This is a genomic window from Nonomuraea cavernae, assembly GCF_014646355.1.
GTDB classification, from domain to species: domain Bacteria; phylum Actinomycetota; class Actinomycetes; order Streptosporangiales; family Streptosporangiaceae; genus Nonomuraea; species Nonomuraea cavernae.
Window position 1 is genome coordinate 23,296 of record NZ_BMNH01000007.1, and the last position, 24,003, is coordinate 47,298.

Below are 24,003 nucleotides of genomic sequence, written 5' to 3' on the forward strand. Positions count from 1 at the left end.
TAATAGCCGACCTACGATCGCGCGCCGAACACCCGGAAAGTGGCTAACCGTGAGAGAAAACAGCGGCTGTGCGGCAGAAGTGACAGAGGTGACGGCAGTCGGCGCCACCTCAGGCGGAGCCGCTGATCACCCGCCTGCCTACGCGCCGGCCCCCACGCGGTAGACCTGCTGATCGCCCCCGCCCGGCGCCACCACGTCGGCCACGATCACGGTCACGTTGTCGGGCGAGCCGCCCTCGTTGGCCAGGTCGATCAGCCGCCGTACGGCCGCTCCGGGGTCGGCGAACGTGGTCAGCACCTCGTGCAGGACCTCGGGCCCGAGGACGGTCGTCAGCCCGTCGGAGCACAGGAGATAGCGGTCGTCGGGCTCGGCCTCGCGTAGCGCCAGGTCGGGCTCGGCACGGCCCTCGCTGCCCAGCACCCGGAGCACCATCGACCGCCGGGGGTGCACGGCGGCCTGATCCTCTGTTATCCGTCCTTCGTCCACCATCGACTGCACAAGTGTGTGATCCTTGGTCATCTGGTAAAGCGCACCATCGCGAAGCAGGTATCCGCGGGAGTCACCGAGATGAGCCAGGGCGAACCGGTAGCCGTCCCACAGCATGGCGGTCACCGTGGTCCCCATCCCCCTGCGCGCCGGGTCGATGTCGGCCAACTCGACCAGCCGGCGCGCCGCCTCGTGCACGGCGCCCTCGATCGCGGCCTCAAGGTCGACCCCCGCCTCGGGAAGCGTGGCATCCAGCTCGCGCATGACCGCGATGGCCGCCGAGCTCGCCAGCTCACCGGCCGCGTGCCCGCCCATCCCGTCGGCCACCACGAGCAGCCGGCTGCTCGCATAACCGGAATCCTCGTTCTGCTCCCTGCGGCGGCCCACATCTGATCCGGCGGCATAGCGGATGTTCTGCTTCATACCCTGCAGTAAATCATTGGTTGAAAGACTTCACAAGCAGATGCGCTGAAGACTCTTGTGAACTACTGTGGCCTTCATGAGCCATGACCCGACTGTGAACGCCGGGGACATCGCCCGGCTCGCAGGGGTCGGGCGAGCCGCGGTCAGCAACTGGCGCCGCCGCCACGACGACTTCCCACTGCCCGTCGGCGGCACCGCCAACCAACCCCTCTTCTCGCTGCCCCAGGTCGAGTCCTGGCTGCGACGCTATGGGAAGTCCTACCAGGTCTCCCTGGGTGATCGGGTATGGCAACGCCTGAGAGCCGCCGGTGATTTGCGGCTGGGCGAGCTGGTGGCCCAGGTCGGAGTGCTGCTGACCGAGGGACACAGCGGGCTCGACCCCGAGCTCGCCGCGCTGGTCTTCGAGCTGGCCGAGCGGCACGACCCGCTCACCGCGTACGAGTTCCTCATCGAGCGCTACCTGGAGGCCCACTCCCGGCAGCTCTCGGTCACCCGCGAGGAGACCGCCGACCTCATGGTCAGGCTGGTCCACACCGACGGCGGCACGGTGCTCGACCCCGCCTGCGGCGTCGGCACGCTGCTGCTGGCGCCCCGGGCATCCAGTGTCCTCGGCCAGGACCTCAGCGGCACCTCCGCCCGCATCACCGCCGCCCGGCTGCGGCTGCGCGGCGTCAGGGCCCGGGTGGAGGCGGGCGACTCGATCCGCCACGACGCCTTCGCCGGCGAGAAGGCCGACGCCGTCGTGTGCGACCCGCCGTTCAACGAACGGTCCTGGGGCTACGAGGAGCTGACCGGCGACCCGCGCTGGGAGTACGGCCTGCCGCCCCGGGGCGAGCCCGAGCTGGCCTGGGTCCAGCACTGCCTCACCCACGCCAGGCCGCGCGGCCTGGTCGCGGTGCTCATGCCGCCCGCCGCCGCGAGCCGCAAGGCGGGCAGGCGCATCCGGGCCAACCTGCTGCGTGCCGGCGCCCTGCGCGCCGTGGTCGCGCTGCCGGGCAGCGACCTGTGGCTGCTGCGCCGCCCGGCCGCCGGCGAGCGGCCGCCGTCCGACGTGCTCATCCTCGACGCGACCACCGACCAGTCGGCGGTCGAGCCCGCCTGGCGGGCCTACCTGGAGGACCGTTCCGACCAGACCGTACGCATCATCGACCTGCTGGCCGACGAGGTCGACATGACCCCGGCCCGCCACCAGCGCCGCGACGACCTGGGCCGGGCCTTCACCGAGACCCGCGACCGCTTCCTGGCCGCCGCCGCCACGCCGCCCGACCTCAAGGTGCTCGACCAGCCGCTCGACCAGCCGGTCACCACGGTCGGCGACCTGATCAAGGAGGGCCTGGTGACCACGGTGCAGGCGCCGCCCAAGATGGCGGCCGACGGCGGCGAGGTCGCGGTGCTGACGGCCGACGACATCGCCCACGGCACGGCCCCCTCGGGCCGCGCGGGTCCGCAGCGCGGGCTCGTCGAGGTCCGGCCGGGCGACGTGGTGGCGTCCTACTCCAGCGTGCGGGTGATGACCGAGGGCGGCTTCGTGCTCGGTCCGCACCTGACCCTCTATCGGGTCGACGCGCGCCGGCTCGACCCCGACTTCCTGGCCGGTTTCCTGCGCGCCGCCGGCGGGCGGGCGACCACCGGCTCCAGCCGCTTCGACGCGCGGCGCACCCGCCTGCCCCGGCTCTCGCTCGCCGACCAGACCGCCTACGGCGAGGCATTCCGGCAGCTGGCCGTGCTGGAGGACGCCCTGCGCGAGACCTCCGCGCTCGGCCAGACGCTGATCCGGCTCGGCCTCGACGGGCTGACCGACGGCCACCTGCAGCCCCAGTCCTGACGGTGTAGGTTTTTCGCGATAAGGGCGGGAGGGGGCTCATGGTCATCGGCGACCGCTATGTGCTCGACGACCTCCCTCTGGGGCAGGGCGGCATGGGAGCCGTCTACGCGGGCCACGACCGCCATCTCGACCGCCGGGTGGCGGTGAAGCTCCTCCGGCTGCCCAGCGGGCCCGACGAGGAGTTGGAGCGCCGGTTCATCCGCGAGGCGCGCATCCTGGCCCGGCTGGAGCATCCTGGCGCTCCCGTGCTGTACGACTTCGGCACCCACGAACAGCGGCTCTACCAGGTGATGCAGTTCATCGAGGGCGTCACGGTGGCCGACGTGGTGAGCGAGCACGGGCCGCTGCCGGTCTCGTGGGCCGCCGCGATCGCCGCCCAGGCGTGCGCCGTGCTGTCCGCCGCGCACGCGCTGTCCATCTGCCATCGCGACCTCAAGCCGACCAACCTCATGCTCTGCCCCGACGGCAGCGTCAAGGTGCTCGACTTCGGCCTGGCCCTGCTGCGCGACGCCGACGTCACCACGTTCACCAGGATCGGCCAGATCCTCGGCACGCCCGCGTACATGGCGCCCGAGCAGATCCAGCACGGCGTCGCCGAGCCGCGCAGCGACCTCTACTCCCTGGGCTGCGTGCTGCACGAGATGCTGACCGGGCGCCAGCTGTTCACCGGCCCCACCGATTACGTGGTGTTCGAGAAGCAGGTCAAGCAGCGCCCGCCCGGCATCCCGGGGCTGCCCGGCGAGTTGGGCGCACTGCTGGCCGAGTTACTGGAGAAGAAGCCGGGCGACCGGCCGGCGGGCGCCGAGGCGCTGTACGAGCGGCTGGAGCCGTTCGCGGTGGGGCTGCGGATGCTGCCCGGCTTTCTGGCGAAGTCGCCCAGCCCAGGCCGCATGTACGCCCGCATGGTGGGCCGAGTGCTCAACGGTTAGCGACATCCGGACCGAACCGTCCCACGCATCAAGGCCAGCCTCCGCAAGTCGGCCATCAGCCATGCGTCACTCAACGTGAGCGCCGTGTCACAATAGGTGTCATGCCGTCCCCCCGACATGATGCCCTGATCCAGATGATCAGTGACCGCCCGCAGCTGGCAGTGGAGATCCTGCGTGACCTCATGGGGGTGGAGCTACCTGCCACTCCCCTCATCCGGGTGGAGGACAGCACGTTCAACACCCGCCACTCGGTCGACATCGAGGCCGACCTGATCCTCGTCATGGGGCCACCACAGTCGCCGGCACACGCCGTCGTCGTGGAGATCCAGCAGGACAAGGCCAAGGATCCCCGGCAGTTCACCCGCTACGCCGCCGCGCTCTGGCTGCTGCTGGGCTGCGACGTCACGGTCCTGGTCATCACACCCGACCGGGCAGCCGCCGCCCACTACGCACAGCCGATCGACTCCGGCCTGACCGGCTACCGCCTCCAGTGCCAGGTGCTGGGGCCGGACGACATCCCCGCCATCACCGACCCCCACCAGGCCGCGGAGCAGCCGGGGCTGTCGGCCATGTCGGTCATGGTCCACGGCCGTGATCGCAAGGTCATCGAAGCGTTCGCCATGGCACTGACCGAGCTCCGCGATGAATACGCTCCGAAGTACTATGAATACGCTTACAGCATGGCCGCGCCCGACATCCGGCGACTCATGGAGGAGATCATGAAGTCCACCGCCTGGCCCGTCTACAGCCCCTTCGCGCGCGAACACTACGGCCGCGGCCTCGAAGAGGGGCAAGCCCAAGGCAAGGCCGAAGGGAAAGCAGAAGGGAAAGCAGAAGAGGCCGCCCGGCTAGTGCTGCTCCTTCTGGAAACCCGTGGATTCATGCTCCCCGACGACGTTCGGGCCCGCATCACCGCGTGCACCGACCTGACCCAACTGGAAACCTGGGTCACCCGTGCGGTCACCACCCAGACCCTGGACGGCCTGTTCGACGGATCGGGAGAGCAGCGCCGCTGATGTAGGCGGACGTCAGATGCCTGCCGCCGAGGCGTCGCACCGCGCCACATGCCTCCGTTCCGCGGACGGGTTCTCCTTCAGGCAGAAGGTACGACGCGCTGGTGCCGCCGCCGGCGGCGGCATGTCACGGGCGTGCCCTACTCCTCGCCCAGGGCGTTCGATTCTGTCGTGATCTGCAACGACGAGGACAAGGCCACACGCATCCGCGCGGTACGCAAACCGCTCAGCACAACCCACCCCGCGTGGCGCGAGACGGTGATACGTCCGGGTGTGCAGAAGGACGGGCGGACACATCGCACGCTGCGCAACGTCGACATCATGGACGGCGGGGACTCGTTCTCGCCGTCAAGCAGCAGGTGGATCTGGTCTCCAAGCCAACCGCTGACTGATGCGCCCTGCGTTCGATGACCGCCATGGACGGCACGAAGAAGTAACCCGATCAGCCGCGCGCAAGACCTCGCGGCCATGCCCAGCCGATGTGGCGCGACTGGAGCACCACATCGGCGGCAACACCGCCTACGGCGAATACTTCAAAGGCATCATCGACGAAGTTCGCATCTACAACCGCGCCCAAACCGCCGCCGAAATCACCACCGACATGAACACCCCGCTCGGTGGTGCGGCCCCCTCGCTCGCCAGGACCACCTCCGGTAAACCTGGGGCCTCGACCACGGCTACAGTAGCTTCCTCGGACGGCTCCGAACTCGAGATCTGTACCTCTAAGACGGCTCCGGTCCACTTCACCACACCCGGCACACCTCCGGATGACCCCCCAGAGGACATCCGGCATCTGACACTGGGTAAGGACGACATCGTCGTCAAGACAGCCAAGACCGACCCTGCGGCATGCGCCGGTTCGCCGTGCACCGTCACTGACGACACCGTCATGCGGATCGGCGGCACCGGGATCGACAAGACCGCCGCTGTCATCGGATTGCGCCTCACCGAGTTGCCCGACGGCGCGGCTGTCTCCGAAGCGCTTCTGAAACTCGGTACACCAACCTGCCCGGCGGGTCCCTGCCCGGCGGACGCGGTCATCACCGCCACTCCGTTGAAAAGCCCGGTGACCGGTGACAGCAAGGGCTCCGATCTGACCGGCGACGCCGACACCAGCACCACGCCGTACACACTGCCGCTGAGCACGCCACAGGCGGACATCTCCGGCAGCGAATATCAATGGCTCCTTCTCACCTCCGACAAGGACGATGTCGTCAATTTCAGCGACGCGGCCGCAGACGAGCAGCCGTCGGTTGGACTCGCCTACCTGCCGGCCGGGCCACCCAGCAAGGTGCTGAACCTCACCGTCACCGGCGGCGACGCCAGCGCAACGGCCAGTTGGGGGCTGCCAGAGTCCAATGGCAGCGTCGCGCTGCTCGAAGGCTACGACGTAGAGGTCATCGACAGCGGCGGCAACGTCGTCGAGAACCTGGAGGTGAAAGATTCGTGGGCGGCCATCAGCGGCCTGGCGAACGACATCACCTATACCGTCAAGGTGCGGGCCAGGACCGCCCACGGCTCCGGCGAGTGGGAGGCCAAGACCTTCACCACCAGGGCCGTGCCACCACCTGCGCCCAACGGCGGAGCGGGTTGCGTCCTGGAGCCTGACCCACAGCAGAGGAAGGCCACGAACGAGGAATCTGGCAGGCAGGCCTACATCGACCGGGTCAAGCACTACTACCAGGCTCAGGACGCGGTTTTGGAGAGCCGGGCGACATCAATCTGGGATGCCCCTGGAGTAACTGCGGACGCGCCCAGCACGGCCAAATTGTCCCTGCTCAATGCAGCGCTCATCAGCGAACGTGAAATCCTGGAGCGGATCGGTCTCAGTCGAACCGATTCCGCTGTTGCGCTCGACCACCCTGTCGTGCAAAGTGACGCGAACGGCACCGTCCACGTGACCGCCACGGTGAGCCGTACGTGGCGTTTCCAGGAAGCCGAATCCTCGGAAACGAAAGCGACTACATCGGCGGTCACTCCCCTCGGCCAGGTGGAACCGAGCGACCCGACCATCTCGATACACGTCTTTGATCGCTGCGGAAACATGACGATAATCATCGTTCCGCTTCCCCAGCACGAGGATTCGACGGACTTCGGCTCGGAAGGGCCGGATTGCAATTCCAGCGAGCGTTCGTCAACCATGGCAGGAACTGCGAGTGACTGCGTGCCCGACTACGCGCTGAATCCGAGAATATGCGAGACCATCAGGGCGGCAGGAAACCGATGTAAACACTTTTCCGCCATGCCGGGAAGGCCGTACAAGGGCATGACCTTCCGGGCATCCGGTGTCGTCGGCTGGAAGCCGAACCATGCGGTGAGAACGACTCAGCTCAACATCGCCAAAATGCGCATATGGACTCAGGTCTATATGACCGACTCCTTCCGCCAAAAATACGGCAAGTATCAGTTCGTCAAAAAAATGACAATCTCACTCACCACGACATTCTGCGGAAAAATCAAGGCAGGCCAGTTGACAGTCTCCTATCCACCGGGATTCTCTCCATCGGAATCCTCGCAGTGTCACGAAAAAAAGGACGAATCTCGTCCCGGCAAGGAGGTTCACAACTATCCGACGGATGGACACGATAATGGGCTCCTGGAATGCTCCGGAGGCTTTCCGACATGCGACATCGGGACTTTCAAGTTCGGCTTCGAAGCCGAACTGAAGCTTCCATACTCGGATCCACAGAAGCCGGACGGTAGGATCCCGCTACGCTGCGACAGCGGCTGGCATAACCCTCGGGATTAGCTGTGCGAGTGCGAGCCGACTTCAGGTAACATGTGCGTGGCCGCCCGCTTTACGTGGGCGGCCATCACAGCACTCTTAAGTGTGACTTGTTAGGAGCGTTATGACAGGGCGGGAAATCTCTCTGGTCGCTGGGTGGGGTTTCTTTGTGTTAAGCGGCTTTAGCGCGCTAAACGTCACCTCCAACCCGCGCGACCTTGCAGTCTGCCTGGTCTTCGCACTGACAGGGCTGGGGTCCATGGTCGGCGCCGTTGCTCTGGGGCTCAACGAACGAGGCCAAACAAGGGAGGCAGGTGGCGGATCAGCTGACATTGATCCGGGACTGGATCCACGTACCGGCGCGCAGGACGGTTCATAGTGGTTCGGCTCCGCTCCCAGCCGGTCGTCGACTCGCGCGCGACTTGAGTGCTATCAGATTGGTAGATCGCCCGGGAATCTCATCCCAAGCTCCCACGGAACGGCGCGTGACAGTGAGGCTTTTCCAACCTGATCGCGCAGGTCAGCAGGCGCGGCACCGGGACCAGTCGACATGAGAAGAGGCTCCCGGTAAGACAGCAGTCGACCAAGATCCGATGCCTCTACCGGAGAGCCTCGTTGCTGTCTTACCCTGCCGCGATTCCGCTGTCCAATCACACCCTGATCCGCCTGGCGCTACGTCCGCGAGGCCACCGGCTCCGGTCGGCGCTGTCACGCCACCAGCACTCGGTCAACCGCGCACACGCGCGCATCCGCGCCTGCGGTGAACGCGCCGTTGCCACCTTGAAGACCTTGAAGGTCCCGACCCGGCTGCACTGCTGCCCGCACCGCGCCACCACGATCGTGCAGGCCATCCTCGTCCTGCAGCTCATCGAAGAAGGCCGCACTCGGGATGAAAGCACTCACTCTTCAGGACTCCATCCCTCGTCCGCGGTCGACGGCGAGAGCGCCCTGGTCCAGCGTGGAGGCTTTCACTCCAGGCCGATGATCTGCGTCGGCACCCATGGGACCGGCCTCCGCAGACGCTGCTCCCACGGCCGTCAGATTTCTGAACGCGCTCTCTCAGGCAACCCTATCGTTATCCACCTTCCGTTGACAGAGCGATAGAAGGGCTACGAACCTCGTGAGAGAGCGCTCTCTCCACATCCCCCTAGCCTGAACTCTGGAGGGTTTCCATGACCCCTCGTATCCGCCGGCTCGCCGTACCCTTGCTCACCGCGTCCCTGCTCGTCCTCGCATCGGCGGCCTGCGGAAGCGGCGGCGGGAGCGACACCGCGGGCAGCGCCGACACCGCCGCCAAGCCGGGAGAGAAGGTCAAGCTCACGATCGGCCTCTTCGGTGACTTCGGCTTCAAGCCGCTGTACGAGGAGTACAAGAAGACGCACCCGAACGTCGAGATCGTCGAGAACGTCACGCAGTTCAACGACCACCACAACAACCTGGTGAAGCGGCTGGCCACCAACGCCGGGGCGGGGGACATCGAGGCCGTCGAGGTCGGCTACATCAGCACGTTCACCGCGCAGCCCGCCAAGTTCCAGGACCTCAAGCAGTACGGCCTGGACAAGCGGCAGGGCGACTACCTCGACTGGAAGTGGCAGCAGGGCCTGAGCAAGCAGGGCGGCCAGGTGCTGGGCCTCGGCACCGACGTGGGCGGCCTGGCCATGTGCTACCGCAAGGACCTGTTCGAGAAGGCGGGGCTGCCGACCGACCGGACCGAGGTGGCCGCGCTCTGGCCGACGTGGGAGCAGTACATCGAGACGGGCAAGAAGTTCGCCGCGGCCGACGTGGCGGGGGCGAAGTTCGTGGACAGCCCCGGTGAGATCTTCCGGGCCATGGTCAACCAGGCGCCGGCCGGCCTGTACGACGCCCAGGACCAGATCATCGTGGACTCCAACCCCGACGTGAAGAAGGCGTGGGACCTGTCCAACCAGCTCACCGCCGAGAAGCTGACCGCCAAGCTGGCCGCCTTCTCGCCGCCGTGGAACACCGGCTTCGCCAAGGGCTCGTTCGCCACGATCATCTGCCCGGCCTGGATGACCGGGTTCATCCAGGAGCAGGCGAAGGACGCGTCCGGCAAGTGGGACATCGCGACCGTTCCCGGTGGGTCGGGCAACAGCGGCGGCTCGCACCTGATGATCCCCAAGCAGAGCAAGCATCCCAAGGAGGCAGCCGAGCTGATCGACTTCCTCACCTCCAAGGAGAACCAGGCCAAGGTCTTCAAGGAGGAGGGCACGTTCCCGTCGATCCCGTCGCTCTACGACGACCCGTCGATCCAGAACTTCACCAAGCCGTTCTTCGGCGACGCCCCCATCGGCAAGATCTACTCCGAGGCCGCCAAGGCGCTCAAGCCGCAGCACCTCGGGCCCAAGGAGGCCGAGGTCCGCGTCGTGATCGGCGACGGCCTGGGCCGGGTCGAGCAGGGCAAGCAGACCCCCGACCAGGCCTGGGCGCAGGTGCTCGAGGACGTCAAGAAGATCAAATGAGTTCTCTCCCGCTCGCCGTCCCCGGGCGGCGGCGCAGGCGGGGCATACGGCACACCCTCGACGTGAGGGTGTCGCCGTACGCCTACGTCGCGCCCTTCTTCCTGCTGTTCTGCGCCTTCGGGCTGTTCCCGCTGGTCTACACGGCGTGGGTGAGCCTGCACGAGTGGACGCTGCTGTCCGACGAGCACACGTTCGTCGGGATGGACAACTTCGGCACGCTGCTGGCCGACGGCTACTTCTGGAACGCGACGTTCAACACGCTGTCCATCGGGGTGCTGTCGACCGTGCCGCAGCTGGTGCTGGCCATCTGGCTGGCGCACCTGCTGAACCGCAGGCTGCGCTTCCAGACGTTGTTCCGGGTCTCGCTGCTGCTGCCCAACGTGACGAGCGTGGTGGCCGTGGTGGTGATCTTCAGCCAGCTGTACGGCCGCGACTTCGGCATGATCAACTGGGTGCTCTCCTGGTTCGGCGCGGGGGCCATCGACTGGGCGGCGGGCACCGCGACCTCGCACATCGCGCTCTCCACGATGATCATGTGGCGCTGGACCGGCTACAACGCGCTGATCTTCCTGGCGGCCATGCAGGCCGTACCCCGGGAGCTGTACGAGGCGGCCACGATCGACGGGGCGAGCAACTTCACCCAGCTCCGCAAGATCACCGTGCCGATGATCCGGCCCACGATGATCTTCGTGGTCATCGTCTCGACGATCGGCGCCATGCAGATCATCGCCGAGCCCCTGCTGTTCGGCGCCAGCACCGGCGTCGCCCAGGGCGGCGCGGCCAACGGCGGGCCCGACCGGCAGTTCCAGACGCTGGCGCTGTTCGTCTACGAGCAGGGGTTCACCAAGTTCGACTTCGGCTACGCCTCGGCGGCGTCCTGGCTGATGTTCCTGGCCGTGGTGATCGTCGCGGGCGTCAACTTCCTGATCACGCGCCGGGTGAAGGGCGGCCTGGTATGAGACTGAGGTATCTGACGCTGACCGCGGTGGCCTTCTTCTCCGCGTTCCCGCTCTACTACAGCGTGGTGGTGGCCTCCCGGCACAACTCGGCGCTGGCGGAGGTGCCGCCGCCGCTGTTGCCGGGCGGCAACTTCCTCGCCAACGTGGCGAGGGTCTTCGACACCGTGCCGTTCGGGCTGGCGCTGCTCAACTCGGTCATCGTGGCGGGCTCGATCTCGATCGCGGTCATGTTCTTCTCGACGCTGGCCGGGTTCGCGTTCGCCAAGCTAAGGTTCAGAGGCCGCAACATCATGCTGCTGATCACGGTCGCGACCATGATGGTCCCGGTCCAGCTCGGCATCATCCCGCTCTACCTGCTCATGGTGAAGCTGGAGTGGACCGGCACCAACTACGCGCTGATCGTGCCCGCCCTGGTCAACGCGTTCGGCGTGTTCTTCATGACGCAGTACCTGACGCGGGCATTGCCGACCGAGTTGCTGGAGGCGGGCCGGGTCGACGGGTGCACGACCTGGGGGCTGTTCTGGCACGTCGTGCTGCCGGCCGCCCGGCCGGCGGCGGCGGTGCTCGGCATGCTCACGTTCATGTCGGCCTGGAACGACTACTTCTGGCCGCTGGTCGTGCTCAACCCGGACAGCCCCACGGTGCAGGTGGCCCTGTCGACCCTGGCCAGCGGTTACGTCAACGACTACGTGCTGGGCCTGGCGGGCACGGCGGTGGGAACCCTGCCGCTCGTCGTCGCCTTCGTCCTGTTCGGCAAACAGATCATTGGTGGAATCATGCAAGGAGCGGTAAAAGGATGATTTTCCCGGAGAGCTTCGTCTGGGGCGCCGCAACGGCCTCCTATCAGATCGAGGGGGCGGTCAAGGAGGACGGGCGAGGCCAGTCGATCTGGGACACCTTCTCCCACTCCCCCGGGAACGTAGCGGACGGCGACACCGGGGACGTGGCCTGCGACCACTACCACCGCTACGCCGACGACGTCGCGCTGATGCGCGAGCTGCGCCTGGCGGCCTACCGGTTCTCCGTCGCCTGGCCGCGCGTCCAGCCGAACGGCACCGGCCCGGCCAACCCCGAGGGCCTCGCCTTCTACGACAGGCTGGTCGACAAGCTGCTGGAAGCCGAGATCTCGCCGTACGTCACGCTTTATCACTGGGACCTGCCGCAAGCTCTGGAAGAGCGCGGCGGGTGGACCGACCGCGACACCGCCTACCGGTTCGCCGAGTACGCGGAGGCCGTGCACGACCGGCTCGGCGACCGGGTCGGCCACTGGGCCACGCTCAACGAACCGTGGGTCGCGGCCTTCCTCGGCTACGGCAACGGCGTGCACGCGCCGGGACGCCGCGACCCGGCGAGCGCCCTGCGCGCCGCCCACCACCTGCTCCTCGGCCACGGCCTGGCCGCCAGGCGGCTGCGCGAGCTGGGCGCGGAGGAGCTCATGCTGGTGATCAACTCGGCGCCGGTGCTCACCCCGGCCCAGGTCGACGACCCGGACGCGGTCGCGACCCCGGCCGACGCCGCAGCCACGCACCTCATCCACGCGCTGCTGACCAGGCAGTTCCTGGACCCCGCCCTCTACGGCCGCTACCCGGAGGAGGTGCTCGGCACCGCCGAGCGCAACGGCGGCACCGGCCACATCAAGGACGGCGACCTGGAGACGATCGCCGCACCGATCGACCAGATCGGCATCAACTACTACAACCCCTGCGTGGTCGAGGCGGGACCGGGCGAGCCCGCCGACGCCGCCTGGCCGGGCTCCGAGGGCGTCAGGTTCGCCGCCGCCGACGCCCCCACCACCGCGATGGGCTGGCCGATCGTGCCGGACGGCCTGTCCAGGCTGCTGATCCGGCTCTCTCAGGACTATCCCCAGGTCGGCCTCATGGTCACCGAGAACGGCGCGGCCTTCGACGACGTCGTCGAGAACGGCCGGGTGCACGACGCGGACCGCGTGTCCTACCTCGACCGTCACCTGCGTGAGGTGCACCGTGCCATCGAGGCGGGCGCCGACCTGCGCGGCTACCTGGTGTGGTCGCTGCTGGACAACTTCGAATGGGCCGAGGGCTACCGGCGCAGGTTCGGCATCGTGCACGTCGACTACTCCACCCAGGAGCGGGTGCTCAAGGACAGCGCGCTGTGGTATCGCGAGGTGATCGTCAGGAACGGGCTGTAGATTCCATTCGTGCTCAAGGAGATGAGATGAGACGCCCGACCCTGGAGGCGGTCGCCGCCCGGGCGGGCGTCTCCCGCGCCACGGCGTCCCGGGTCGTCAACGGTCAGACGACGGTCGCGCCGCACATCCGCGACGCCGTGGAACGCGCGATCGACGAGCTGGGCTACGTGCCCAACTCGGCGGCGCGCAGCCTGGTCACCCAGCGCACCGACTCGATCGCCCTGGTCGTGTCCGAGTCGCCGACCCGGGTGTTCTCCGAGGATCCCCTGTTCTCCACGGTGATCCGCTCTGCCAGCGTGGAGCTGGAGGCGGTCAACAAGCAGGTCGTGCTGATGCTGGCGTCGTCGGCCAAGAGCCACGCGCGGCTGGAGCGTTACATCGCGGGCGGCCACGTCGACGGTGTCATGCTCATCTCGATGCACGGCGCCGACCCGCTCCCGACCGCGCTGTCCCGGCTGCGTGTCCCCGTCGTCTCGTACGGCAGGCCGGCCGTTCCCGTCGACATCCCGTTCGTCGACAACGACAACGTGGGCGGCGCCGAGGCGGCGGTGCGCCACCTGCTGTCCTCGGGCCGGCGCCGCATCGCCACGATCGCCGGGCCGCTCGACATGATCGCCGGGCAGGACCGCCTGACGGGCTACCGCAACGTGCTGCGCGACTCCGATCACCGCTCGATCGTCGCGGTCGGCGACTTCACCCGCGAGTCGGGCTCGGCCGCCATGCGCCAGCTCCTGCGCGACGACCCCGCGCTGGACGCCGTCTTCGTGGCCAACGACCTGATGGCCGTCGGCGCCCTGCAGTCGCTCCGGCAGGCGGGGCGCCGGGTGCCCGACGACGTGGCGGTGGTGGGCTTCGACGACATCGACGCGGCGAAGTACACCGAGCCGCCGCTGACCACGATGCGTCATCCGGTCACGGAACAGACGGCCGCGCTGGTGCGTCTCCTCCTCGGCCTGTTCGTCGGCGGCCCGTCCGACCCGGTCATCCTGCCGACCGAGCTGATCGTCCGCGAGTCCGCCTGAGCCTCAGGTGGCGGCCCGCTCCCGGAGAACGTTCTTCTGGATCTTGCCGGTGGAGGTCTTGGGGAGGTCGGAGAAGACGACGCGCTTGGGGGCCTTGAAGCCGGCGAGCTCGGAGCGTACGTGGTCGATCAGGTCCTGGGCGGTGGCGGCGGCTCCGGGGCGCAGGGTGACGAAGGCGACCGGCACCTCGCCCCAGTGGGCGTCGGGCGTGGCCACCACGGCGCTCTCCAGCACCGCGGGGTGGCGGGCCAGGACCTGCTCGACCTCGACGGAGCTGATGTTCTCTCCGCCGGAGATGATGATGTCCTTGCGGCGGTCGCGGATCTCGACGTAGCCGTCGGGGTGCATGACGGCCAGGTCGCCGGTGCGGAACCAGCCGTCCGTCGTCACGGCCTCGGTCGCGGCCTCGTCGCGGTAGTAGCCGAGCATGACGTCGTTGCCGCGGGCGGCGATCTCACCGAGCGTGGCCCCGTCGGCGGGCACGTCGGCGCCGTGGTCGTCGATGACGCGCAGCGGGGCGGCGATGACGTTGGCCACGCCCTGCCGGGCGCGGAGGGCGGCCTGCTCGTCCGGGGGGCGCTCGTCCCAGGGGGCCTGCCATTCGTTGACGGCGATGGGGCCGAAGGTCTCCGTGAGACCGTACAGGTGGGTCACGTCCATGCGCAGCTCGCGCAGCCTGGCCAGCAGGGTCGGGGTGGGCGGGGCGCCGCCGGTGCTGATCCGCACCGTCGAGTCGAGCGGCTTCTCTTCGGCGCCCGGATGGTTGGCGATCATGGACAGCACGGTCGGCGCGCCGCTGAGGTGGGTGACGCCCTGCTCGTGCAGGAGTCGCCAGATGCGCTCGGGTTCGACCGCCCGCAGGCACACGTGGGTGCCGCCCGCCGCCGTCACGGCCCAGGTGAAGCACCAGCCGTTGCAGTGGAACATCGGCAGCGTCCACAGGTAGCGCGTCGCGGAGTCGAGCCGGGCGTGGAAGGCCATGGCCAGTGCCTGGAGGAACGCGCCGCGGTGGTGGTACATGACCCCCTTGGGCGGGCCGGTGGTGCCGCTCGTGTAGTTGATCGCCAGCAGGCCGCGCTCGTCGATCCGCTCGGTGGGCGCCGGCTCGGCGGCCGCCAGCAGCGTCTCGTACTCGTCGTCGCCGTCCTGGCCGGCCAGCACGAGGCGTACGCCGGTGGCCTGGGCGATCTCGTGCGCCTTGCCGGTGTACTCGGTGGTGGCGACGAGGACGCCGGCCCCGGAGTGGCGGACGATGTAGGTCAGCTCCTGGGCGGACAGCCGCAAGTTGAGCGCCACGAGGACCGCCCCGCTCAGCGGCACGCCGTGGTGGAGTTCGAGCTGTACGTGGCTGTTGGCGCACAGGGTGGCGACCCGGTCCCCCGGCGCGACGCCGAGGCCCGCCAGCAGGCCGGTGACGGCTCCGGACCGCCGGCCGAACTCCGCGTAGCTCAGCTCCCGCTCGCCGTCGACCACCGCGATCCGGTCCCGGAACACGACCGACGACCTGGCCAGGAACGAGGCGGGAGTCAGCGGGTCGAAGGTGAAATCGGCCACGGGGGCACCTCCACGCGAATGTCGGCCACCTCTTCATGGTGATCGATTCGGGTCCGCTTTCCTAGCCGCCGGAGGGTGGCGGCCCGGCGGCCGGGCGCGGTTGCCAGGGCAGGCGGCCCTCCAGCTCGACCTGGAGGGAGAAGCTGAGGAACGTCCGCACCGCCACGATGACGGCCAGGACGCCCACGCTCTGGAAGGTGGGCGAGACCGCCACGGTTCGGATGATGTCGGCCGCGACGAGGAGCTCCAGCCCGAGGAGGATGGCCCGGCCCACGCCCTGCCGGAACGCCGGGTAGAAGCCGGTGGCCCGGCGGGTGCGCGCGTACCGGAGGGCGAACGTGACACCGGCGATGAGGGTGCCGGCCGCGATCACGAGCACGCCGACGAAGTCCAGCGCCTCACCGATCAGTTCGATGATCTCCTTCACGCGCGCACCCTCCCACTCATCCCCTTCATGCCCAGGTGTCGTATCCGCACCCTTCAGCCGCAACAAGCGCTTTATCCCCCTGATTTACCCCCGTTTTCCAACGAACTCCACCCAACCGTGACCCAAGGCTGAAAGTCTGTGCGCTCTGTCAAGTCAGCCTCCGTAGGGAGATGGACAGTGCCGAAGCCCCGGGCCACCCTCGGGTGGGCATCCGCCTTAGCAAGCCTGCTGGCCGTCCTCGCCGGCTCGTTCCTGGCCCTGCCGTCGCCCGCGCGGGCGGCGGACAGGACGCTCAGCGTGAGCTTCACCTGTACGGGCGGGCCGTTCAGCACCACCTCGATGACCGTGCCGATCGTGGTGCCGGACACGGCGAGCGGCACGTTCGACGTCGAGTGGAGCCTGCCGACGCTGACGTTGCGGACCGCGCCCACCACGGCCACGCAGGTCCTGGCGGCCGGCAAGCTGGTCGTGACCGGCGGGACGCACGCGGACCTCAGCGGGCCGGGCGCGAGCGTCACGGCCGGATCCACGAGCGTGCCCGCGGCCAAGGTGACCAGCACCGTGACGGTGACCGCCGCCACCGGCGGCCAGGTGACGGTCAAACCGTCCACCGAGGCGGGCAGCCTGAAGCTGGGCCTGATCAGCGACCCCTCCGCGGTGACCTCGTGCACGACCACCGGCACCGAGAGCGTGGTGGTCACGGTCGGCCAGGGCGGCGAGGACGGGGGCGGCGCGGGCACCGGGACGCAACTCGTCGACTACACGTGCACCAGCGACTCCGGCACGGTCCAGGACGTCACGATCAAGGTCACGCTCACGCTACCGGCCACCGATCCCCGGGCCGGCGAGCAGTTCTCGATCGGCTGGTCCGGCGAGTACGAGACGGGGGCCGAGCTCAAAGCACCGGCGGACGGGCTTCCGGCAGGCGTCAAGCTCTACGCCTACGCCTCGATCTCCGGGCTGACGGGCCTGACCTCGGCGACCGGCGTCGGCACGCTGGGCACGATCACCGCCGGCCAGACGATCACGCTGCCGACGACCGCCGTGAGCATGAAGACGACCTCGCAGAAGGCCGGCACCGCGCAGGTGAAGCCCGCCGCCATCAACATCGGCAACCTGCCCACCTCACCCCTCATCGAGTGCGAGGTGAAGAACGCGACCACCCTCGTCACCTACCCGCTGACCATCGGCGCGGGCGGCGGATCGACTCCCTCCGACTCGCCCTCGTCGCCCACGCCGACCACCACGCCCACGTCGGAGTCGCCCGAGCCGACGAGCAAGAGGTCCGCGACGCCCAAGGACGGGGTCGACACCGGCGCCGGCGGCGAGGCGGGGCCCGACGGGCGGGCGTTCGTGCTCACCGGGTCGGCGCTGATCATGGCCGCCGGAGCCGGCGGGCTGCTCCTGCGGCGGCGCTCGGTCACCCGACCCTGACCGGGGACACCGCCTGACCTGCGATCATCTTTCCGTAGATATCGGTCTGTCATGGATACCGATATTGGACATCGACCGATCACATCTGCTTGGCTCACGCTCATGCGAGATCGGGGTGAGGACAGATCAGGCACCGTGTCCAAGATCATGCGGTTGGCCGGCGTGGGAGTGGCGGCGGGAGTGCTGGTGGCGGGGATCTCGCTGCCCGCCGTCGGGGGTGTGGGCTTCGGGCTCAAGTCGGCGACCGACGCGGTCGACCTTACACCGGCCGACCTCGTCGAGCCGCCGCCGGCCGAGGTCACGATCGTGCAGGACGCCAAGGGGGCCGAGATCGCCCGCTTCTACGAGGAGTACCGCGTGGTCGTCGGCCTCGACGAGGTGGCCGACGTCATGAAGACGGCGATCATCTCGATCGAGGACTACCGGTTCTACGAGCACGGCGCGATCGACATCGAGGGGACGATCCGCGCGTTCGCCAAGAACCTCCAGGCGGGCGGGGTGAGCCAGGGCGGGTCGAGCATCACCCAGCAGTACGTCAAGCAGGTGCTGCTCAACTCCGCGGGCACCGACCAGGAGCGGAACAAGGCGCTGGAGGCGAGCTACGCGCGCAAGCTCAAGGAACTGCGGCACGCGATGGCCGTGGAGGAGAAGTACTCCAAGGACGAGATCCTGGAGAAATATCTGAACATCGCCTACTTCGGCGCGGGCGCCTACGGGGTGGAGGCGGCGGCCAAGCGGTTCTTCGGCGTGACGGCGGCCGAGCTCACCCTGCCGCAGGCGGCGACCCTGGCCGGCGCCGTGCAGGATCCCAACGCGACCGACCCCAACCTTGGCCGCAAGCAGCGCGAACGGCTCCGGAGCCGACGTGACGTCGTGCTGGGACGGATGGCGGAGCTGGGCAAGATCACCCAGGCCGAGGCGGCCAAGGCGAAGGCCACCGGGCTCGGCTATAAGGGCACAAAGCTCCCCGGTGGCTGCGAATCCAGCAAATATCCGTACTTCTGCATTTATGTGCGCAACGAGATCCTCAACAACCCCGACTTCGGCCCGACCGCCAAGGACCGGCTCGCCCTGCTCAACCGAGGCGGGCTGACGATCAGGACCACGCTCGACCGGGCCATGCAGAGCGCGGCGGACAAGGCGATCCGGAAGTGGGTGCACCCGAGCGACGCGCCGGTCGCCTCCGAGGCCCTGGTCGAGCCGGGCACCGGAGCCATCAAGGCGATGGCGGCCAGCAGGAAGTACGGCTCCGACAAGAACAAGAACGAGATCTCCTACAACCTCGTCGCCGACGCCGCCCACGGTGGGGGCGTGGGCTTCCAGGCCGGATCGACCTTCAAGACGTTCACCCTGCTCGCCGCGCTGCAGAAGGGCATGAAGGTCGATGACGGCTTCACCGTCGGCGCCGGCTACCGCGCGTCGGGCTACTCGGCGTTCAAGAACTGCAAGGGCGAGAACATCGGCGACCCGACCCACACGGTCACCAACGACGAGGGCACGCCCGGCTGGAAGACGCTGCGCACCGGCACCTGGGGCTCGGTCAACACCTTCTTCATGACGCTGGAGCAGCAGGTCGGGCTCTGCGAGACGGTCACCCTGGCCAAGTCGCTGGGCATCCGCCGCTCCGACGGGCAGAAGCTCCGGGAGTACGAGACGTTCACCCTCGGCATCAACGAGATGGACCCGGTGACGGTGGCCAACGCCTATGCCGCGATCGCCGCCCGGGGCACCTACTGCGAGCCGATGGCGATCAGCCGGATCACCGACCGCGACGGCAGGACGACCAAGATCAAGCCCAGCTGCCGGCAGGCGATCGAGCCCGAGGTCGCCGACGCGGCGGCCGACGTGCTCTCCGGCGTGTTCACCCAGGGCACGATGCGTGCCGTCGGGGGCATCGGCCGCGACGCGGCGGGCAAGACCGGCACCACCGACAGCTACGCCTCCGCGTGGTTCGCCGGGTTCACCCCCGACCTGGCCGGGGCGGTGAGCATCGGCGACCCGGGCGGCTCGCAGGACCACAAGCTGATCGGCGTCACGATCGGCGGCCGCTACTACGGCTCGGTGGTCGGCGCCAGCATCCCCGGACCCATCTGGAAGGACACGATGCTGGCGGCGCTGAGCAAGGTCGAGCCGTCGTCGTTCACCCCGATCGACTCGGCCCGGTTCGGCGGCTGCGCCCAGAACTGCCGGCCGGTGGTGCCCGTCCCGGACGACGACGCGGGCCCGGACGAGGCCACCGGAGACGAGGCGCCGGCGCTGGTCGGCGACCCGGCCGAAACCGGCGAAGGGCTCGACGGACTCGACGGACTCGAAGACCTTGACGGCATGGACGGCATGGACGGCATGGGCGGCATGGGCGGCATGGGCGGCATGGGCGGCTGAGGCAGCCGTCCCGGCCGCGTCGGACGGGCCGCCGCGCGAAGGGGCGTCACAGCTGCGGGCCGGGCGGGGGCGTCACAGCTCGGCCCGGGTGGGCAGCCCCTGCCAGTCGCTCGCGCTGGTCGCCGCGGCGGCGCCGAGCAGCGCCCCCCGGTGCAGGCGCTCCTGCGGGGTCAACCCGTCGAGGATCGCGCTGAGATAGCCGGCCACGAACGCGTCGGCCGAACCCGCCGGATCCACCACGGGCACCTGCGGGGCGGGCACGTCGTAACGCATCCGGTCGGCCCGCACGCTCGCGCCCTTCGGCCCGCGGTCCACCACGACCTCGCGCTCGGGCGTGAGCGCGGCCTTGACCAGGTCGAGCTCGTCCTGGCCGAGGAACAGCAGGTGGGAGTCGCAGGCCAGCTCACTCAGCACGTCCTCGGCCTCGCGTACCGACGGCCAGAGCTCGGGAACGTACCGGACGGCGAACGAGATCGGCACCTCGGCGTTCCGCGCGGCGCTCACGGCGGCGCGGACCGCGTCGAGCGTGTCCCGGCCCAGCCCGGCGGTGACCCCCGTCACATGGAGGATCTTCGCGGCGGCGATCCGGTCGATGGGCACGTTGCCCGGCGACAGGGCGGAGCCGGCCGAGCCGGCGCGGTAGTGGGTGACGCACGGCTCTCGGCCCACACGCGACTCCCGCAGCAGCATCCCGGTGCGCGCGCCCTCAACGACCCGGGTGTCCGCCACGTCGACGCCCTCGCCCCGGAGCGCGGTGAGCGCTCTGGCGCCGAGCTCGTCGGCGCCGACCTTGCCCAGGAAGCACACCTGGTGCCCGAGTCTCGCCAGGCCGATCACCAGGGTGAACTCCGGCCCTCCGACGTCGAGTCTGGCGTCGTCGTCGTGGCGGACGCGGCCGCTGGACACGACTCCCAGTGCCTCGCCGAGGGTGTAGACGTCAGCCATGGCGAGACTCTAGCGGGTCGGCTCCGGCCCAAAAAATTTTCCCGCCGATGGCGCAGGTGAGCGCTGTGTTCAAAGTTTTTCCGTACCTTTAGCGAACCTTTCCCCCATTTTGTCCCTCAAAGTAGTAGAGGAGCCGCGCGATCCCGAGCCGGCTCCAGCGATACGGGGAGAGGAATCAGCACCCTCATGAAGAAGTTCGCAGTAGGAATCGTCTCCGCCCTGGTGGGCGGGACCATGCTCGTGTCCGGAGGTGCCGCCGCGTCCGCGCAGACGAAGGCGCCGACGGTCGAGATCCAGAACATCTCGCCCAACCCGGTCATCGTCAGGGGCAACAACGAGACCGAGGCCTTCTTCAAGGTCGCGGCCAGCTCCGACGTCGAGAAGGTCACGCTCACCGTCGAGCCGCAGGGCTTCCACACCCTGCGCGCCAAGGACGTCAAGGCGCTGGAGAGCTGGCGCTTCGCCGTCCCGTTCAACAAGTACGACCCCGAGGGCAAGTGGAAGGCCACGGCCACCGGGGAGGACAAGGACGGCAAGATCGTCGTGTCCGACTCGGCGTACTTCTACGTCGACGTCCGCAAGGGCAAGGCCGACACGCGGATCACGCGCTTCAGCGCTGACCCGTACAAGGTCCGCAAGGGCAAGTCGATCTACTTCTCCGGCCGTCTGCAGGTCGACGACCACGGCTGGGAGGGCCTGCGCGGCCAGCCGGTCAAGGTCCTCTACCGCGCCAACGGCTCCAGCGGCTGGAAGTGGGTCGCCTCCACCAAGTCCACGTGGGGCGGCAAGTTCACGGCCAAGTCGCGTGCCTACAAGAGCGGCACCTTCAAGGCCGTCTACTCCGGCGACCGGAAGCTCCAGAGCGCCGAGAGCCGCACTGACTACGTGCGGGTCTACGGCAGCCGGTGGCACCACCACCGGTAACCACATCTGAGCGCGGCCCGGTCCCCTCCGCGGGGGCCGGGCCCGTTCGTTTCCCCGGCCGTCTTGAGCGGCCGTTCTGGGGGTAGCGTCGAATTATGGCTGAGGATCCGCTGCAGGAGTTCGATCCGTTCGACATCTTCGACGCCGAGGCGGCCAGGCTCGACCGGTTCTTCTCCGGTCTCGACGACGAGGGCTGGGGGCGGCCGTCCCGCTGCGAGGGGTGGTCGGTCCGCGACGTCCTCGGTCACCTGGCGGGCGAGGAGCTCTACAACCACGCCTGCCTCGACGGCAACGTCCAGATCCTGCTCGCCCGGCTGGCGCGTGAGGGGATCGACGGCTTCCACGACTTCAACGAGTGGTGCGTACGGCAACGCCGCACCGTCCCCGTGGCGGACGTGCTGGAGGAGTGGCGCGCCGAGAACGGCGAGACGCGCCACCGCATGCGACTGCTCGGCCGCGACGGCCTGCTCGACACGATGGCCGGGCCCTACCCGGCCGGCCTGCAGGCCTTCCACTACGACTCCGAGTACGCCACCCACGCCGATGACGTCGGCGCGCCGGTCTCCGCGCAGGAGGCCGATGACAGGTGGCGCTGGCGGGCCGAGGTCGGCCGGTTCGTGCTGTCGGAGCAGGGGGCCGATGTCCAGGTGGAGCCGACCGGCGAGCAGATGTGGGTGTACGCCGACGGAGAGAGCGCGTCGCTGCCCTTCCCGGAGTTCGTCGAGGCGACGGTCGGGCGGCTGCCCGCCGGGCATGGGCTTGACCCGCGACTCGTCGCCAGGCTGAGGTGCCTGGCCTGAGGGGAGACGACATGTGGCTACGCGACCGCCAGGGCACCGAACCGTTGACCGCCCGCAGCCCGCTGGGCGCGCGGCGGACACTGTCTCTGGTGGCGCTGTTGGTCGGCGTGCTGGCGACGGTCTTCTTCGTCACGCGCGCCATGATCACCGGCGCGGACGTCTGGGTCTGGGAGGCCGTGATCGCGGCCGTGGTCACCGTCATCGCCGCCGTGGACCTGGCGGTGATCAGGCACCGCCGGTCACGCGACCAGCACGGCCACGGCTCATAGAGGCGATCCGCGACCCCGTACGGTCACGGCTCACAGGGGTCAGGCCGGTCAGGCGACCAGCACGGCCACGACCAGGAGCACGACGACGACGAGTGAGCACACCACGATCAGCCAGACGCGCCCCGTCACCCAGAGGCGCAGACGCGGTACGGAGTGCCCGGCCGCCCCGGCGCGGTTGATCTTCGCGATCCGCTTGGCCAGTGCGGGGTCGTCCGCGAGAAGGGCATGCTCGATCTCAGCGAGGATGCGGCGTTCCCGCTCGGAGAGACTCATCGCGATCACCATTGCCCAGAGACCCGTTAAAACCTCATACCCACAAGTAACAGCCCAAAGCGGAAACATGGGCGGCAGTCGGGACGAAATCCTGCCCGCCGCCGGCATGCCGCCGCGCGGTGGGCCGCGCCACAACCCGGGTCTCGCCTGCGGCGCGTCAGCCCTGGATGACCACGTTCCTCAGTCCTTCGCCTCGGGATCCAGGCCGAGAACCGACCGGCCGCCGTCCACGGCCAGGGTCACTCCGTTGACGAAGGCGGCGTCCTCCGACAGGAGGTAGGCCACGGCCGCGGCGATCTCCTCCGCCCGCGCCACCCGGCCGAGCGGGTGCAGCCGTGCCATGTCCCGCGACATCTCCTCGGCCGCCTCGGGAGTCGCCGCCGCCAAAAACTCCTCGTACCTCTCCGTGGCCACCGAACCCGGGGCGACGGCGTTGACCCGGATCCCCCGCTTGCCGTACTCGACCGCGAGCGCCCTGGTCAGTCCCTCGACGGCGGCCTTGGCCGTGGAGTAGGGCAGGCTGCCCGGCACCGGGCGGCGCGCCTGGTGGGAGGTGACGTTCACGATCGCGCCCGGCGTGCCCGCCGCCAGGAATCGGCGCACGGCGGTGGCGCAGCCGGCGACGGCGAGGTCGAGGTTGGCGGTGATCAGCGCGCGGATCTCGGTCGTGGAGGCGGTGTGGACCGAGGCGTCGCGGAAGACGGCGGCGTTGTTGACCCAGCCGGCCAGCGTGCCCGCCTCCTGCGCGAGGTCGGCCGCGCGCTCGACGACCGCCTCGTCCGAGGCGTCTCCGACGACCGTGATGACACCGGGCCCGGTCCACGCCGGCGCGCCCGCGGCGCGCTCGACGGCCACCACCGTCCCCTTGTCTGACAGCCGCTCGACGATCGCCCGGCCGATCCCGCGTCCTCCACCGGTCACGACATACGAAAAACTCATGATCAATACGTTATCCACCTGACGTGA

The 24,003-nt window shown here is 68.9% G+C and carries 20 protein-coding genes and 1 pseudogene; 15 read left to right on the forward strand and 6 right to left on the reverse strand.

The genetic code is table 11. The features are described 5' to 3' along the window. Positions 1–138: 138 nt before the first annotated feature. The gene (locus IEY82_RS14295) at positions 139–909 is read right to left on the reverse strand and encodes a PP2C family protein-serine/threonine phosphatase (RefSeq protein WP_189124594.1); all 771 of its coding nucleotides are present in this window, start codon (positions 907–909) and stop codon (positions 139–141) included. A gap of 76 nt (positions 910–985) precedes the next feature. Here IEY82_RS14295 and IEY82_RS14300 point away from each other — a divergent pair, with 76 nt between their 5' ends. The 10 genes and pseudogenes from IEY82_RS14300 (at position 986) to IEY82_RS14345 (ending at position 14,029) form a co-directional block, all read left to right on the forward strand. Then, positions 986–2,734: an N-6 DNA methylase gene (locus IEY82_RS14300; RefSeq protein WP_189124595.1), complete on the forward strand. Its 1,749-nt coding sequence runs from the start codon at positions 986–988 to the stop codon at positions 2,732–2,734. Between the two features lie 38 nt (positions 2,735–2,772). Continuing rightward, complete coding sequence (locus IEY82_RS14305) at positions 2,773–3,663, forward strand: serine/threonine-protein kinase (protein ID WP_189124596.1); 891 nt, start codon at positions 2,773–2,775, stop codon at positions 3,661–3,663. A gap of 101 nt (positions 3,664–3,764) precedes the next feature. Next, positions 3,765–4,679 (forward strand): RpnC/YadD family protein, encoded by a 915-nt coding sequence (locus tag IEY82_RS14310; RefSeq protein WP_229697587.1) that lies wholly within the window; start codon positions 3,765–3,767, stop codon positions 4,677–4,679. Between the two features lie 478 nt (positions 4,680–5,157). Next, on the forward strand, positions 5,158–7,425 hold the full coding sequence (locus tag IEY82_RS14315; protein ID WP_189124597.1) for a fibronectin type III domain-containing protein: 2,268 nt from the start codon (positions 5,158–5,160) through the stop codon (positions 7,423–7,425). Between the two features lie 663 nt (positions 7,426–8,088). Beyond that, a pseudogene (locus tag IEY82_RS14320) lies at positions 8,089–8,283 on the forward strand (IS5/IS1182 family transposase); the annotation flags it as partial. Between the two features lie 290 nt (positions 8,284–8,573). Then, positions 8,574–9,881: an ABC transporter substrate-binding protein gene (locus IEY82_RS14325; protein ID WP_189124598.1), complete on the forward strand. Its 1,308-nt coding sequence runs from the start codon at positions 8,574–8,576 to the stop codon at positions 9,879–9,881. Continuing rightward, positions 9,878–10,840, forward strand: a complete 963-nt coding sequence (locus tag IEY82_RS14330) for a carbohydrate ABC transporter permease (protein WP_189124599.1) — start codon at positions 9,878–9,880, stop codon at positions 10,838–10,840. The genes IEY82_RS14325 and IEY82_RS14330 overlap by 4 nt, the downstream gene beginning before the upstream one ends. Next, positions 10,837–11,640 carry a carbohydrate ABC transporter permease gene (locus IEY82_RS14335; RefSeq protein ID WP_189124600.1) on the forward strand — a complete coding sequence of 268 codons (804 nt, stop codon included), beginning with the start codon at positions 10,837–10,839 and terminating at the stop codon, positions 11,638–11,640. Before IEY82_RS14330 ends, IEY82_RS14335 begins: the two co-directional genes overlap by 4 nt. After that, positions 11,637–13,007, forward strand: coding sequence for a GH1 family beta-glucosidase (locus IEY82_RS14340; protein ID WP_189124601.1), 1,371 nt, complete (start codon positions 11,637–11,639; stop codon positions 13,005–13,007). Before IEY82_RS14335 ends, IEY82_RS14340 begins: the two co-directional genes overlap by 4 nt. 26 nt (positions 13,008–13,033) lie before the next feature. Next, positions 13,034–14,029 carry a LacI family DNA-binding transcriptional regulator gene (locus IEY82_RS14345; RefSeq protein WP_189124602.1) on the forward strand — a complete coding sequence of 332 codons (996 nt, stop codon included), beginning with the start codon at positions 13,034–13,036 and terminating at the stop codon, positions 14,027–14,029. A gap of 3 nt (positions 14,030–14,032) precedes the next feature. On the opposite strand, the gene IEY82_RS14350 is transcribed toward IEY82_RS14345, so the two are convergent. After that, the gene (locus IEY82_RS14350; RefSeq protein ID WP_189124603.1) at positions 14,033–15,583 is read right to left on the reverse strand and encodes an acyl--CoA ligase family protein; all 1,551 of its coding nucleotides are present in this window, start codon (positions 15,581–15,583) and stop codon (positions 14,033–14,035) included. Between the two features lie 61 nt (positions 15,584–15,644). Continuing rightward, positions 15,645–16,010 (reverse strand): DUF1622 domain-containing protein, encoded by a 366-nt coding sequence (locus tag IEY82_RS14355; protein ID WP_189124604.1) that lies wholly within the window; start codon positions 16,008–16,010, stop codon positions 15,645–15,647. Positions 16,011–16,187: 177 nt separating this feature from the next. Between IEY82_RS14355 and IEY82_RS14360 the strand changes: the two genes are divergently transcribed. Together IEY82_RS14360 and IEY82_RS14365 are read left to right on the forward strand one after the other, a co-directional pair. Then, the gene (locus IEY82_RS14360; RefSeq protein WP_189124605.1) at positions 16,188–17,444 is read left to right on the forward strand and encodes a GVDTG sorting domain-containing protein; all 1,257 of its coding nucleotides are present in this window, start codon (positions 16,188–16,190) and stop codon (positions 17,442–17,444) included. A 135-nt stretch (positions 17,445–17,579) separates the two neighbouring features. Further along, a complete protein-coding gene (locus tag IEY82_RS14365; protein WP_225262766.1) occupies positions 17,580–19,826 on the forward strand; it encodes a transglycosylase domain-containing protein in 2,247 nt (748 codons plus the stop codon). Positions 19,827–19,898: 72 nt separating this feature from the next. Here IEY82_RS14365 and IEY82_RS14370 read toward each other — a convergent pair whose 3' ends face one another. Next, a complete protein-coding gene (locus tag IEY82_RS14370; protein ID WP_189124607.1) occupies positions 19,899–20,771 on the reverse strand; it encodes a sugar kinase in 873 nt (290 codons plus the stop codon). A gap of 186 nt (positions 20,772–20,957) precedes the next feature. On the opposite strand from IEY82_RS14370, the gene IEY82_RS14375 reads away from it, so the two are divergent. The 3 genes from IEY82_RS14375 (at position 20,958) to IEY82_RS14385 (ending at position 22,764) form a co-directional block, all read left to right on the forward strand. Further along, complete coding sequence (locus IEY82_RS14375) at positions 20,958–21,695, forward strand: hypothetical protein (RefSeq protein WP_189124608.1); 738 nt, start codon at positions 20,958–20,960, stop codon at positions 21,693–21,695. A 95-nt stretch (positions 21,696–21,790) separates the two neighbouring features. Continuing rightward, positions 21,791–22,495, forward strand: a complete 705-nt coding sequence (locus tag IEY82_RS14380) for a maleylpyruvate isomerase family mycothiol-dependent enzyme (RefSeq protein WP_189124609.1) — start codon at positions 21,791–21,793, stop codon at positions 22,493–22,495. Between the two features lie 11 nt (positions 22,496–22,506). Continuing rightward, the gene (locus IEY82_RS14385) at positions 22,507–22,764 is read left to right on the forward strand and encodes a DUF6343 family protein (RefSeq protein WP_189124610.1); all 258 of its coding nucleotides are present in this window, start codon (positions 22,507–22,509) and stop codon (positions 22,762–22,764) included. A gap of 48 nt (positions 22,765–22,812) precedes the next feature. Here IEY82_RS14385 and IEY82_RS14390 read toward each other — a convergent pair whose 3' ends face one another. Next, positions 22,813–23,037 (reverse strand): DUF3040 domain-containing protein, encoded by a 225-nt coding sequence (locus tag IEY82_RS14390; RefSeq protein ID WP_189124611.1) that lies wholly within the window; start codon positions 23,035–23,037, stop codon positions 22,813–22,815. 180 nt (positions 23,038–23,217) lie between these two features. After that, complete coding sequence (locus IEY82_RS14395; protein WP_189124612.1) at positions 23,218–23,976, reverse strand: SDR family NAD(P)-dependent oxidoreductase; 759 nt, start codon at positions 23,974–23,976, stop codon at positions 23,218–23,220. Between the last annotated feature and the right edge of the window lie 27 nt (positions 23,977–24,003).

Coding starts and splice junctions, on each gene's coding strand:
- IEY82_RS14295 (WP_189124594.1), bottom strand. CDS start 909: ATGAAGCAGAACATCCGCTATGCCGCCGGATCAGATGTGGGCCGCCGC.
- IEY82_RS14300 (WP_189124595.1), top strand. CDS start 986: ATGAGCCATGACCCGACTGTGAACGCCGGGGACATCGCCCGGCTCGCA.
- IEY82_RS14305 (WP_189124596.1), top strand. CDS start 2,773: ATGGTCATCGGCGACCGCTATGTGCTCGACGACCTCCCTCTGGGGCAG.
- IEY82_RS14310 (WP_229697587.1), top strand. CDS start 3,765: ATGCCGTCCCCCCGACATGATGCCCTGATCCAGATGATCAGTGACCGC.
- IEY82_RS14325 (WP_189124598.1), top strand. CDS start 8,574: ATGACCCCTCGTATCCGCCGGCTCGCCGTACCCTTGCTCACCGCGTCC.
- IEY82_RS14330 (WP_189124599.1), top strand. CDS start 9,878: ATGAGTTCTCTCCCGCTCGCCGTCCCCGGGCGGCGGCGCAGGCGGGGC.
- IEY82_RS14335 (WP_189124600.1), top strand. CDS start 10,837: ATGAGACTGAGGTATCTGACGCTGACCGCGGTGGCCTTCTTCTCCGCG.
- IEY82_RS14340 (WP_189124601.1), top strand. CDS start 11,637: ATGATTTTCCCGGAGAGCTTCGTCTGGGGCGCCGCAACGGCCTCCTAT.
- IEY82_RS14345 (WP_189124602.1), top strand. CDS start 13,034: ATGAGACGCCCGACCCTGGAGGCGGTCGCCGCCCGGGCGGGCGTCTCC.
- IEY82_RS14370 (WP_189124607.1), bottom strand. CDS start 20,771: ATGGCTGACGTCTACACCCTCGGCGAGGCACTGGGAGTCGTGTCCAGC.
- IEY82_RS14375 (WP_189124608.1), top strand. CDS start 20,958: ATGAAGAAGTTCGCAGTAGGAATCGTCTCCGCCCTGGTGGGCGGGACC.
- IEY82_RS14380 (WP_189124609.1), top strand. CDS start 21,791: ATGGCTGAGGATCCGCTGCAGGAGTTCGATCCGTTCGACATCTTCGAC.
- IEY82_RS14385 (WP_189124610.1), top strand. CDS start 22,507: ATGTGGCTACGCGACCGCCAGGGCACCGAACCGTTGACCGCCCGCAGC.
- IEY82_RS14390 (WP_189124611.1), bottom strand. CDS start 23,037: ATGAGTCTCTCCGAGCGGGAACGCCGCATCCTCGCTGAGATCGAGCAT.
- IEY82_RS14395 (WP_189124612.1), bottom strand. CDS start 23,976: ATGAGTTTTTCGTATGTCGTGACCGGTGGAGGACGCGGGATCGGCCGG.